Genomic DNA, 12,684 nt, shown 5'->3' with positions numbered 1-12,684 from the left:
GGTTGTCGTCAATCACAATGCGAACGATGGCGGGTATTTTGAAACCGAGAAGATGTGGAAGATGTGTTATTGATAGAGGTATGATAAAATGCAGATAGAGGACAAGATTGGAGGGTGGACGGCTATGAATGCGATTTTAGTAATTGATGATGAAGAACGTATACGTCATTTGGTTCGCATGTATTTGGAACGGGAAGGCTATGAGGTGGACGAAGCAGGCAATGGGCGGGAAGCTCTGGAAAAGTTCCATAAACAGGACTATGCTCTGCTTATTGTCGATTTAATGATGCCTGAGATAGATGGGTGGAAGGTATGCCGGGATGTGAGAGAAAGATCCGATATCCCGATCATAATGCTCACAGCCCGGGGCGAAGAGTTTGATCGTGTGTTAGGTTTTGAATTGGGCGCAGATGATTATCTCGTGAAACCATTTAGTACCAAGGAGCTGGTAGCGCGTGTAAAAGCGCTTTTAAGGCGTTCCCGGGGGAATACGGCCATAAGTTCTTCAGACTTACTCTTCGGTCCCCTTAAAATTGAGAAGGATAAACATCGGGTGTCCATTGATGATGAACAAATTCCTTTTACGCCAAGGGAATTTGAGCTCCTTTACTTTTTAGCCAAAAATCCCAGCCGGGTGTTTTCCAGGGAACAGCTTATGGAAACCGTATGGGGCTATGATTTCTATGGCGATGCCCGCACGGTGGATACTCATGTCAAGAAGATCCGTGAAAAGCTGGCTGACCCTAAAGTAAGGAGCATGCTTGCTACTGTATGGGGAGTGGGCTATAAATTCGATCCCGAAGCAGCCAGTGAATAGTATGCACTCGAAAAGAGGAGAAAAAATTGAATTTTGACCTGCGTCCGGGAAGCATAAGCATGAAATTATGGGCTGCTATAACCGCTTTAATTCTCGCGGTTTTGGGCGGATTAGGGGTAACCATCACCTTGCTTTTTGGTGACTTTTACTTCCAGCAAACTTTGGATACTTTGGGGAAAGAAGTGGAGGAAATATCCCATTACCTCGGAGAGCAGCCTAATTGGTCGCAGCGCTTATTTGCCATTGATGAAATTCGTCTGTCTTCGGATACGCAAATGGTTGTCATTGACCGTTACAGCGAGATTATCGCCATTAAGGGCGGGAATGTGGCGGCAAGCTTCGGAACCAATGATCGTATCGGTTGGGGTGATGTTTCTGGGGAAATGAGCTGGCTGATCCGCTCCTTATACCCTTCTGATTTCTTATCAAGGACGGATATTGCCGAGGTTCTGGCGGGGAAGGTGATAACGATTAAAGCGATCCCTAGGAATAAAACGGGACAAGCAATGCTCATTGCTGCAGCCCCGTTAGGCAATCCCAGCGAAGCCATTGTCGTTTTGGGAACGTCACCGGCCCCTGTTCAGGATAGTATTAATGCCTTTCGCCGGATGACTTTATATGTATCTCTGGCAGCTGTGGTTTTGGCTACTTTGGTAAGCTTGGTCTTTGCCAGACAAGTGACACGGCCCTTAGCCCTGATGCAGAAAGGTGCCAGACAAATGGCCAATGGAGACTTTCAGCCTATTACCGGAGTGAGAAGCCGGGATGAGTTAGGCGAACTTGCCGATGTCCTGAACTCCATGGGAGAAAGCCTTAAAAATCACATGACTTGGCTGTCTGAGGAAAGGAACCTTCTGCTGGGCATTGTCGAAGGAATCAGTGACGGCGTCATTATGCTGGATGGGAGAGGGGAGATTCTCTACACCAATGAACCGGCTAAAGCTCTTTGGCAGGGCTCGGGATCGGAGGAAGAGTCCTCAGAGCGTAAAGAAACTCTCATGGCCTTTTTACGGGGGTTCATGGAGGATGTTGAGATCGATAAAAAGATCCATTTCAATTTAGATACCCAAGTGCTTCAAGTGGCGATGGCGACAACCCAATTTGAAGACGGCAAGCAGGGCTATGTTGCCGTACTGCGGGATATTACCGCATCCTTAAGGGCAGAAAAAGAGCGGCGGGATTTTATGGCCAGTGTCACTCATGAATTACGCACCCCCCTTCACTTGATTCAAGGCTATTTGGAAGCTATCCAAGATGGAGTGATCGCTAAAGAGGAGCAGACGGAACACATCGATCTGGTACTGGAGGAAGCTAAGCGCTTAGCCAAATTGGTCATGGAACTCCAGGAGCTGGACCGTTTTGAGAGCTGGAAGAATTTTGAGAAAAAAGAAATTGATTTGGCCGGCTTTATTCAAGAATTGGGCTACCGTTTCCAGGGACGAGCCGATGAGTTAGGAATCCATTTGCAGATGGATAACGGTACAGGAGTTATTCATGCCAATCGGGATCGCTTGCTCCAAGTCTTTATCAATCTCATTGAAAATGCCTTCCGCCACACTCCTGAGGGCAAAAGTGTCTACATTAGGATCATTGACAGTGAAGAGCATATTCAATTTAATGTCGAGGATCAGGGAGAGGGGATTCCTCCTCAAGCCCTGCCCCATATTTTTGATCGATTTTATAGGGTGGATAAATCCCGCTCAAGGAAGGAAGGGGGTATGGGATTAGGCCTATCCATTGTCATGCTGATCGTCGAGGCTCATAACGGGGAGATTAAAGTCGAAAGTGAAGTAGGCAAGGGGGCAACCTTTAAGGTGATTCTACCCAAATAAAAGAACGACAGGAGAGGGTAGTTTCTATGCGTATAGAGCAGCTTCAGCATATTATCGAAGTCAATAATAAGAAATCCATCTCGGAAGCGGCGAAAACATTCTTTATGGGCCAGCCTCAGCTTAGCCACTCTATGAAAAACCTGGAGGATGAGCTGGGCTATAAACTGTTCCGCCGCAACCGGGGAGGATTGATTCCGACCTGCCAGGGGAAAGAGGTTGTGGGTTTGGCCCGTGAAATTATCAATACTATTGAAGAACTCAAATCTCTGGCAAGTGGTGAAGCCAATCTGACCGGCAATCTCAGCCTGGCTCTTGCACCAGGGGCCTTTAACTCATTTGCCGGTCTTTTGCTCACTCGTTTCAATGAAAGATACCCTAATGTGAATCTAATGATTACCGAGGATATAGGTATTGCCATCGTGGATAAGGTGGCTACGGGAACATGTTTGATGGGGGTCCCGGTTTGGACCAGCAATGATGACGATACCATGCGCAAGCTTCTCGATATCAATGACATTGCTTATGAAGAAATTACTCAGGATGATTTATGTTTGGTTCTTGGCAAAGGGCATCCTTTGGCCGCTAAAGAGAGCATAAATTTGTCTGATTTAGAAGGAATGACCTTTGTAGATTATTGCGGCAGGTATCGCAATTTGCTGCGCAATTGCGGAATCGATACGGCGAAGAGTGAGTTCCTGATTGTCTATAACCGTGAGGTCATGAAAACAATCGTCGCCAAAAATCAGGCAATCGCCGTTTTTCCGCGTTTTTTCTTTCATAACGATTTGTTTTTTGAACAAGAATTACTAAGCTATCGGGCCATCGCAAAGATAACTGATGAAGTCAAAATGAAAATGTACCTTATCTATTCCAGAACCGAACCTTTGTCTCATTCTGCGAAGCAACTGAAGAAGATGCTTAGCGAGGTAATAGCCGGCAACGTTAGTTAAGGGGGAGGTTTATCATGCGGATAGAACAACTTGATCAAATCGTAAAAATTTATGAACATGGCTCCCTTTCCAAGGCTGCCAATGCGCTTTTTATCAGCCAACCCTCATTAAGCATATCCGTCAGCCGGCTGGAGGAAGAATTGGGGCTGAAGATCTTTGAACGCAGTAATATAGGAGTGGCACCCACGGAACAAGGGGAAGCTGCCTTGGAGCTGGCAAGAAATATTCTGACCTTAAGCGAAAAGATCAAGGGCATGATGGACGGGAGAAAAGTCCTGATCCGTAATCTTCAGATTGCGATACCAGGAGCCTTTGCCAATGCCATAGCCCCCGATCTGCTGATGAAATTTCGTGAGCTCTATCCGGAGGTTAATCTGCATATCCATGAGGCTCCCTATTATGAAATCGTCGAAAACATGGATCGGGGAGCCTATTCCATAGGCGTTATACCCTGTGGTCAAGAGGGCAAAAAGGATTTACTCAAGCAGCTGAATGACGTGGAGATCGAATGGGAGATCATCTCCGGTGGTCAGGCCAAATTGATGCTTTTCTTAAGCAGTAAAAATCCTTTGGCAGATAAAGAGCGGATCAGCTTCTCCGATATTAGGTCCATGAAGATGATTTCCTATAAAGAAAACTATATCCAAACTTCGCGAAATTTAAGATGTCCTCTGCATAAGCCGATTATTGTTGAAGATATCGAATTGCTGAAAAGACTGATCAGCGCTGACTTCGGGTTTTCTATTTTTCCGGAGATTTTATCTTACAACGATTTATATATGAGCAGTGGAATGATTAAGGCCATACCCATGCATGAGTTAAGTGAGCAGTGGGATATCTTTATCTTATACTCTCATCACGAATCCTTGTCATTTATCGAAAGAGAATTGCTGGCATTAGTTAAAGAATTGATTCGGGATAACCTGATCAGCCAGATAGGATAAGCGTTATAACGTAATAGTTAATATGCTATATAGGCACGAGTAAGTGCATATATTATTTTTCACATACCTGACATAACAAAACCTATATTATGCAAAGAGAAAACAATATCCTACAATAAGAGCAACCAATTGGTTCATCCACATTATTTATGTCAAAGGGTCGGAAAGGGAAACGAAAAGGAGGGGTTGTGAAAGTACGGTCTTTCTTCTTTGCATGCGCTCTAATATTGTATGGTTTTAGGTTTATTATGTAAAGGATGTGGAACTATATGAGTTTAGAAATTAACCTTGATAAGGGAACTCCCCCTGCCGGTGGCTCAAAAGTAAAGAAACTTAATAATTATTTTGATGGACTGCCTGTATCCAGGCAACATATGTTCTTATTTATCATCATTGTTTTATCTTACTTTTTTGAGCAGATGGACAATAACAATTTCTCCTTTATTGCCCCAGCTCTGATCCAAGGGGGATTTGTTGCACAGCATCAAATTGCCACCATAACCTCCACTTACTTTTTAGGCATGACGCTGGGAGGATTTCTGGGTGGGTTTATTTCCGATGCCATCGGTCGCCGTAAAACCTTCTTATTGGCCATGTTGATCTTTTCTTCCATGTCTGTTTTAAATGGTTTGACCAGTAATTTTGCCGTCTTTGTCTTTGCCAGAGCGGCCACCGGATTCGGTATTTTCATGATGATGGTTACTTCCATTGCCTACATTTCAGAAATGTCTCCGGGAGAAAGTCGGGGAAAATGGCAGAACTTGACTGCTGCCGGAGGTTTCATGGCTATGCCGGCCATCGGATTTATCTCCAGAGCAATCATTCCTACAAGTCCGGAAGCTTGGCGGATTATTTTCTATCTGGGTGCGTTAGGCTTTATCAGCTTCATACTTGGTTTCAAATATCTTAAAGAATCGCCCCGTTGGCTGGTAAGCAAAGGGAGAATCGCTGAAGCGGAGACGGTTATTGAAGAAATCAGTGGTTTTACTATTGATTTGTCTGAAGCAGCCAAGCATACTCCTCCTAAGACAAACTTCATTGAACAGTTTACCGGGATGTTTAAAGGGAAGTATCTTAAACGCACGCTGATTTTGCTGGGTTTTGGTATTCCCATCAATATTGCCAGCTTTGCAACATCCGTCTGGACCCCAACCCTGCTCACCATGAAAGGATTTACTCTTGAACAAAGCTTAACGATTGGGACAGCCTTTATGCTGGGCGGCCCGATAGGGCTGTTCCTCATGTCACCCCTCGCCGACAAAGGCGGCCGGAAGATTCCGATGGCTGTCGGTGTTTTGGCCGGTGCAGCTTTGACTATTCTCTTTGCCAGCCTGGGTAACACCTATATGGTCGTGATGATTGTAGCCCTTATGATCAACGCAGTAGGAATGGGCACAGGATTTATCGCTATGGCTTATGTACCGGAGCATTTCCCGACTAAAATGCGCAACACCGCCGTAGGTACCATCAATGCCTGCCAGCGTCTTGGTGTATCAGCCTCCCAACTCGTTGTCCCCCTCATCATGGCAGGTTTTGGCTTTAAAGTCTTGTATCTGGTTATTGCCGGGTTGATGACCTTCGGAGGTCTGTTCATTCTTGCCCTGGGAGCACGTACGGGCGGAAGACCGTTGGAGGAAATTGATTAAAGCAGTGTTAAAGGCTTAATCTGAAAAATAGGAGTGTCAAATAGGAGTGTTGTATAATGAATTCGATCAAAAATGAGCAGATGCCCCATATTATCCATAGACAAAAGGAGCTGGAAGAAGCTTTTCTGGCTGAATTTTCAGCCGGTCACTATACACTGGAGAATCCACTGGTTAAACTCAACCCTTATGATATTTGCCCCTTAACGGCCATGGTCTTATTTGAAACACCGGTAGCCACCGAGGCAACCATAATCATTCGTGGCAAAGAGCACCCTGGAGATATCCGGCATACCTTCCCCGCCCATAAAAAACATATTCTGCCGGTTTATGGTCTCTATGCGGATTATGAAAATAAGGTTGAAATCGTCTTGGCTAATGGGCAAAAGAACACAATAACCCTTAAGACCGAGCCTCTTCATCCCGATGTCCCGGTAGCCACCTCGATTAAGACCACCCCTGAATACATGGGCAACAACCTGATGTTTCTGACGGCAGCGATGAAAGCTATGCCTGTAGGTTATGACTATGCCGGAGAAGTTCGCTGGTATGCCACAAAGAACTTTGCCTTTGATCTCAAGCGCATGGCAAATGGTCATATTCTCATTGGCACGGAGCGTTTAGTAAAATTGCCTTATTTTACCACAGGTCTTTATGAAATGGCCTTTAGTGGGAAGATATTCAAAGAATACCGTCTATCCGGCGGATACCACCATGATCAATTTGTCATGGAAGATGGCAATATTCTGGTGCTTACCTTTGATTTCTACTCAGGTACGGTTGAAGATATGTGCGTGCTCCTGGATGCCAAAACGGGAGAAATTCTCAAGTCATGGGATTATAAAAAGGTCCTGCCCCAGAATGTAGCCGGTTCCGGAAGCCAGGATGCCCACGATTGGTTTCATAATAACGCCGTTTGGTATGATAAGAAGACCAACAGCTTATGCTTCTCCGGTCGCCACCAGGATGTGGTGATCAACATTGACTATGATACAGGTGAGTTAAACTGGGTCATTGGGGATCCTGAGGGGTGGCCCCAGGACATGGTGGACAACTATTTCTTTACCCCGGTTGGGGAAGGGGAATTTGACTGGCAGTATGAGCAGCATGCTTGTGTGGTTTTACCTGATGGGGATATCATGCTTTTCGATAACGGCCACTTCAGAGCGAAGAATAAAGAAAACTACTTGCCGAACGGCCGGAATTTCAGCCGTGGTGTGAGGTACCGTATTGATACCGAAAAAATGACCATAGAACAAGTATGGCAATATGGAAAAGAGCGGGGCGCTGAGTTCTTCTCTCCCTACATTTGCAATGTGGAGTATTACAATGAAGGCCATTACCTGGTTCACTCCGGCGGAATCGGCTATGAAAACGGTGCAACCTGCGAAGGTATGGCAGTTATGAAAGTCCTGCAACCGGAGTTTAAGGATAGTGTGTTTACCTTCAATTCCATTACCTGCGAGCTTAAAGATGATGTGCTTATGTATGAATTACAAGTACCGGCCAATTGTTACCGTGCTGAAAAATTGCCCCTCTACTATGCCCACGAAACGGCTGAATTGGGTGCGGGCGAAATACTGGGCAATTTAGTTGAGACCCAGGAGACAAAGATGAAGATCAAGGCTGTGGAGACAGGTGAGAGGGTGCCGGATCATTATGAAGCATCCATCACAGAAGAAGAGGATCGGGTTCTCCTTAACGCCATCTTCGAGGCCGGGGAAATGGCTCAGCTGCTTTTGGTGGACGGAGACGGCGGGGTAAAGAGATATCCTGTCAATACTGTGCCTCAGGCCTTCCAAGCCATGTGTGTAGGGACATTCCAGAAAGCTGACCCTCGCAACATCGATGTCTATATCAACAAGACCGGATTATCCGGAAAATATCAAGTAAAGCTTATCGCAGAAGAAAAACTCTATGAGACCGGAGTATCTATTACAGCTTAAGTTTAATAGGCGAAAGAGATAGGCAGAAAAACAAACGGCTGGAGAGCAGGGGATGACCCTATTCTTCAGCCGTCTGCAATTTCTGCTTGTCATGGGGGTTGATGAGTGAGCCGGATGATGCCTTAAAAAAAAGGGAAAAGTGAAGGAGTCAGTGGGCATCTGAGCGGTCCAAAGCCCGGTACTGAAGGGCTTCAGCAAGATGGCGAGGCAGGATAGAGTCCTCACTATCCAAATCGGCGATGGTGCGGGCAACCCTGAGAATCCTGTCGTGACTGCGGGCGCTAAGGTGTTGACGATCGAACACACTGCGCAAAAGCTGTTCACCTGTGGAGTCGAGGCGGCAAAAAGCTGATGTTTCCCCAGCGCTCATTTCCGCATTGGTTCGGCTTTCTCCCAGGCGGATCCATTGGCATTGGCGGGCCTTAAGGACACGTTTTTGAACATCTGCTGAGGTTTCGCTTTCCGGATAGCGGTGGAGCTCATCAAACTCCACCCGGGGAACTTCTATATGAAGATCAAGGCGATCAAGCAAGGGGCCGGATATCCGGCCGCGGTAATGACTGATTTGCCATGGTGTACAGGTACAGACCCGCGCTGAATCCCCGTTCCAGCCGCAGAGACATGGATTCATACTGCAGACGAGGCTCAAACGTGCCGGGTACCTGACACTGCCCCGCTGGCGGGTTAAGGTAAGCTCCCGGTCTTCCAGAGGTTGACGCAGAGATTCCAGGACTCTCCGGGAAAACTCCGGCAATTCATCCAGAAAGAGCACACCATGATTGGCAAGAATGAGTTCACCGGGCTTAAGATCATGTCCGCCACCGAGAATCCCGGTTACAGTTGCCGAATGGTGAGGCTGCCGAAAGGGTCTCCTCTGTATAAGTTGCCCGTTATGGCCAAGCAAGCCGGCGATGCTGTAAATCTTTGTAACTTCCAGGCTTTCGGAGCGGGTTAAGGGAGGCAGAATGCCTGAATAGGCTTTGGCAAGCATGGTTTTACCAGAGCCGGGGGGACCAATGAGCAGAAGGTTGTGCCCACCGGCGGCAGCGATTTCTAAGGCTCGTTTGGCTTGCTGCTGTCCCCGAATACTGCTTAAATCGATGGGATGGTCCGCAGATATCTCTGGTGTGAGGGGTTTTGCCTGGGGATTGCTGAAGAGTTGATCGGTTTTCAAAGAATGGACCAGCTGGGCCAGATATTCTGCGGAGCCGCTTTTAATCTCTTCAATGAGGTTAGCCTCAAGAAGGTTCTCTGGAGGAATGATCAAAGCATATTCATTGTGCTGGGCTAAGGACACGGCCATGGCGAGAATTCCGGGAACCGGCCGCAGCTGCCCCTCAAGGGATAATTCCCCGACAAAGACGGTATGAGAAAGGTCCGCAAATGAACATTGCCCGGTAGCCGCTAAAATGCCAAGGGCAATAGGCAGATCTAAACCCGAACCATCCTTTTTCAGGTCAGCGGGAGCCAAATTAACCGTAATGCGCTGCAAGGGAAAATCAAACCCTGAATTTTTGATGGCTGAGCGAACCCGCTCCCGGGACTCACGTACGGCAGCCTTGGCCAGCCCAACGATGCTGAACTCAGGCAAACCATTGGAGACATCCACTTCCACCCGTATTAAATGCGCCTGAATACCGGAGACTGCCATACCATGAACAGCAGCAAACATCCAAATCCCTCCTATAAGAGGAAGAATTCGACAGAATATTAGAGTTTCCTTCCAAGGTGGTTTGGGGATTTGTAAAAATTAGGCTCCTCCAGCGTAGTGATTTTCACAACCGACTACGGTGGGAGGAGCCTAGGATTCTCTCATTTTATTCGTTTAAGGTAAGCGGTTTCTATTTGTAGGATGTCAATCTTGGCTTCAATACGCTCTAAGGAGCGTGAAACATTTTGATTGACATCTTTTTGTAATTCTCTGCTGTCAAATAAAGCTGTGATTTTCCTCGTTAAATCTTCTTCCATGCGAACCTGAGATTGCTTGAGGTTAGAGATATCTGTTTTCATACCAATGATGTCAGTCTTCATAGTGTTGATGTCAGTCTTCATGGTGTTGATATCAGCCTGCATCACTTCTTGGTTGATTGCTAAGGTATCTATGCTTTTAGTGAGTGTACTCAGCTGCTGGATGACTAATTCCTGAAATTGGCCGTTATCCAACTTATCAACCTCCTTATCAACTGGGCATCCCGCTCTCAGTTGCTCTCCAGATAATCATATAAGACAAGCTGGGGGTTGTAAAGCGCCAAAAACAATTTCTGGAACATTATTGAGAAATAGAGGAAGTGGGAAGGATTGGTCGAATATCTAATCGTATATTTATGAATAGCAACGACTATGCTATAATTATTGTTTAAGATTAATAGATAGGGTGTGTATGTCATTGATGGCCCGGTTGGAAACTTTAAAGGATGAAAAACCTGATTTCGACCCGCAAAAGAAGAATACTATGCAGGCACTTGCTCAATTAGTCCGTCCACGGCAATGGGTTAAGAATTCCTTTGTCTTCATCGGTCTGCTCTTTACTCAAAATCTTAACCAACACCTGATTCTAAAGGTCATCATTGCTGCGGTGGCCTTTTGTCTTGTTTCCAGCGCAGTCTATGTGATGAATGATTTTGTCGATCGAGATTATGATCGGAATCATCCGATTAAACGTAAGCGTCCGCTTGCTTCAAATCGGGTGACCCTTTCTGCGGCAGGCTTGATTTTTGCACTGTTTCTGCTGGGGGGACTTTTCCTGGGTTGGCATGTGTCAAAAATTGCTGCCGGAATTCTTGTTTTGTATGTTGCCCAGAATTTAGCTTATACAAAGGGGCTTAAGCGGATTGTTCTCGTCGATGTATTTATTATTGCCCTGGGCTTTATGATGAGGATTCTCATGGGAACCTGGGGTGTGGGAATTCCCCCTTCAGAGTGGCTCTTATTGTGTGGCTTTATGGTAGCTCTTTTTATGGGCTTCGGAAAGCGGTGTTCTGAGTTGAACGAATTGAACGCGGATGCCGGATTGCATCGGCCTGTTTTGGAACGATACAGCCCCGGGTTGCTGAATCAATTGCTGGGGATTACGGCCGGAGGGGTTATCTTTACCTACAGCCTCTATACTCTCGATTCGGCAACGGTGGCTCTTCATCATACCACCGATCTCATTTATTCAGTGCCCTTCGTAATTTACGGTATTTTTCGCTATCTTTATCTTATTCATAAAGGTGAGGCGGGAGATCCATCCAAACTTGTCACTAAAGACAGGCATCTCATCGCGGTCGTTATGCTTTGGGTTCTCTATGTATTGTGGACCCTTAAGCTTCATGATTTAGTATTAGGGGTGTTTTGATGTTCTGGATTCTGCTTATTGGTTTGCTGGTTGATATACTTTGGATCATGCTGGTGCCCACAGTGCCTTTTTCGGATTTCTCGTATTATCACCGCCTGGCAACTCAAATTGCGCTTGGCGGCCCATGGGGCGATACTTACACTTCTGTCGGTTATCCTATTTTCCTGGGATTCTTTTATAAGCTGTTCGGAAGTTCGGTCTGGGTTGCCAAATGTTTAAATATTGCTCTGAGCACCGCAAATAATATCCTTGTCTATTTTCTGCTTAAGAAGATTTCCATCCCGGGGAGACTGCGGTATACCTTCCTTTTGCTCTTTGTTTTATTCCCGATGAATGTTTACTACAATAGCTTAGTGGCTTCGGAAATTCTTTTTACCACAGGGCTGCTCTCAGTATTATTGCTCTACTTTTCCAAGCTGCGGTGGAAGTATGTGGGGATTGGCCTGTTGACGGGGCTCAATGCCATGGTGAAGCCCTTTTTCCCGGCCTTCGTCCTGGCCGTCTTCCTGGTCGAAGTTTTAAGCGAGAGGAATTTCCGGCAGAGTCTTAAGCGGTCTGGAATCGTGCTTCTCGTGGCTCTTGTCGTGCTATCCCCCTGGCTCTACCGAAATTCCAGGATATTTGGGGAGTTTTGCTATATTTCCAACAACAGCGGAATCGTTCTCTATATTAACAATAACTCTCAGAATAAAGTGGGAGGTTGGATGCCTGCCGAGGACGTTGCTGATTCTCTGGTTAAAACACCGGCCTATCAGGAGGCTAATGCCCTTGAAAAGAATAAGATGCTCAGCGCGGCAGCCAAAGCGTGGATCGCAGGCCATCCCGTTGAATTTGCCGGTTTGGGAATAAAGCGGCTTGCCCGCACCTTTCTGTTCGTCGGGGATATTAACTATGCTTTTTACGGGGTGAGCGCCACGGTACCGTCTCTTCTTTTATGGACCTCCGAGCTGGTACGGGCCCCCGTCTTCTGGCTGGGCTGCCTCGGCATACTAAGTTATTCCTGGCGGGTGCTGAGAGGCTTTTTCCGCCCGGGTGGAGAGGGGCCAAGAAAAATCAACAAAGAAAGACTTACCCTCTTGGTAACATTCTTGATGTTTGCCGGCGTTTATTTTATCACAGAGGGACAGAGCCGTTACGCTTTCCCAACGGTGATGATGTTAATCTATTTCGCCCTTTGGCGGGTGTATCAATGGCAGGATGAGATGGGGGAATAAG

General features: G+C 46.5%; 10 protein-coding genes. 8 read left to right on the top strand and 2 right to left on the bottom strand.

The window, feature by feature from the left end:
- Window positions 1–124: 124 nt before the first annotated feature.
- The 6 genes from BUA14_RS11145 to BUA14_RS11120 all read left to right on the top strand — a co-directional run bounded on the left by BUA14_RS11145 (window position 125) and on the right by BUA14_RS11120 (window position 8,132).
- Complete coding sequence (locus BUA14_RS11145) at window positions 125–817, top strand: response regulator transcription factor (protein WP_072772908.1); 693 nt, start codon at window positions 125–127, stop codon at window positions 815–817.
- Between the two features lie 26 nt (window positions 818–843).
- Complete coding sequence (locus BUA14_RS11140) at window positions 844–2,649, top strand: HAMP domain-containing sensor histidine kinase (protein WP_072772677.1); 1,806 nt, start codon at window positions 844–846, stop codon at window positions 2,647–2,649.
- A gap of 26 nt (window positions 2,650–2,675) precedes the next feature.
- Window positions 2,676–3,599, top strand: coding sequence for a LysR family transcriptional regulator (locus tag BUA14_RS11135; RefSeq protein ID WP_072772676.1), 924 nt, complete (start codon window positions 2,676–2,678; stop codon window positions 3,597–3,599).
- Between the two features lie 14 nt (window positions 3,600–3,613).
- A complete protein-coding gene (locus BUA14_RS11130) occupies window positions 3,614–4,543 on the top strand; it encodes a LysR family transcriptional regulator (protein ID WP_072772675.1) in 930 nt (309 codons plus the stop codon).
- A 269-nt stretch (window positions 4,544–4,812) separates the two neighbouring features.
- On the top strand, window positions 4,813–6,189 hold the full coding sequence (locus BUA14_RS11125) for an MFS transporter (protein ID WP_072772674.1): 1,377 nt from the start codon (window positions 4,813–4,815) through the stop codon (window positions 6,187–6,189).
- A 56-nt stretch (window positions 6,190–6,245) separates the two neighbouring features.
- Complete coding sequence (locus BUA14_RS11120) at window positions 6,246–8,132, top strand: aryl-sulfate sulfotransferase (protein WP_072772673.1); 1,887 nt, start codon at window positions 6,246–6,248, stop codon at window positions 8,130–8,132.
- Window positions 8,133–8,280: 148 nt separating this feature from the next.
- Here BUA14_RS11120 and BUA14_RS11115 read toward each other — a convergent pair whose 3' ends face one another.
- Both BUA14_RS11115 and BUA14_RS11110 read right to left on the bottom strand, forming a co-directional pair.
- The gene (locus BUA14_RS11115; RefSeq protein WP_143153449.1) at window positions 8,281–9,804 is read right to left on the bottom strand and encodes a YifB family Mg chelatase-like AAA ATPase; all 1,524 of its coding nucleotides are present in this window, start codon (window positions 9,802–9,804) and stop codon (window positions 8,281–8,283) included.
- A 140-nt stretch (window positions 9,805–9,944) separates the two neighbouring features.
- Complete coding sequence (locus BUA14_RS11110; RefSeq protein ID WP_072772671.1) at window positions 9,945–10,295, bottom strand: hypothetical protein; 351 nt, start codon at window positions 10,293–10,295, stop codon at window positions 9,945–9,947.
- Between the two features lie 226 nt (window positions 10,296–10,521).
- On the opposite strand from BUA14_RS11110, the gene BUA14_RS11105 reads away from it, so the two are divergent.
- Together BUA14_RS11105 and BUA14_RS11100 are read left to right on the top strand one after the other, a co-directional pair.
- Window positions 10,522–11,469, top strand: coding sequence for a decaprenyl-phosphate phosphoribosyltransferase (locus BUA14_RS11105; RefSeq protein ID WP_072772670.1), 948 nt, complete (start codon window positions 10,522–10,524; stop codon window positions 11,467–11,469).
- The gene (locus BUA14_RS11100) at window positions 11,469–12,683 is read left to right on the top strand and encodes a glycosyltransferase family 39 protein (protein WP_072772669.1); all 1,215 of its coding nucleotides are present in this window, start codon (window positions 11,469–11,471) and stop codon (window positions 12,681–12,683) included. Before BUA14_RS11105 ends, BUA14_RS11100 begins: the two co-directional genes overlap by 1 nt.
- Window position 12,684 lies beyond the last annotated feature (1 nt).

This window comes from Desulfitobacterium chlororespirans DSM 11544 (assembly GCF_900143285.1).
Lineage (GTDB): Bacteria > Bacillota > Desulfitobacteriia > Desulfitobacteriales > Desulfitobacteriaceae > Desulfitobacterium > Desulfitobacterium chlororespirans.
Note: the sequence above shows the minus strand (reverse complement) of the source record. Positions and strands in the feature narration are given on the sequence as shown.

Coding starts and splice junctions, on each gene's coding strand:
- BUA14_RS11145 (WP_072772908.1), top strand. CDS start 125: ATGAATGCGATTTTAGTAATTGATGATGAAGAACGTATACGTCATTTG.
- BUA14_RS11135 (WP_072772676.1), top strand. CDS start 2,676: ATGCGTATAGAGCAGCTTCAGCATATTATCGAAGTCAATAATAAGAAA.
- BUA14_RS11130 (WP_072772675.1), top strand. CDS start 3,614: ATGCGGATAGAACAACTTGATCAAATCGTAAAAATTTATGAACATGGC.
- BUA14_RS11125 (WP_072772674.1), top strand. CDS start 4,813: ATGAGTTTAGAAATTAACCTTGATAAGGGAACTCCCCCTGCCGGTGGC.
- BUA14_RS11120 (WP_072772673.1), top strand. CDS start 6,246: ATGAATTCGATCAAAAATGAGCAGATGCCCCATATTATCCATAGACAA.
- BUA14_RS11115 (WP_143153449.1), bottom strand. CDS start 9,804: ATGTTTGCTGCTGTTCATGGTATGGCAGTCTCCGGTATTCAGGCGCAT.
- BUA14_RS11105 (WP_072772670.1), top strand. CDS start 10,522: ATGGCCCGGTTGGAAACTTTAAAGGATGAAAAACCTGATTTCGACCCG.
- BUA14_RS11100 (WP_072772669.1), top strand. CDS start 11,469: ATGTTCTGGATTCTGCTTATTGGTTTGCTGGTTGATATACTTTGGATC.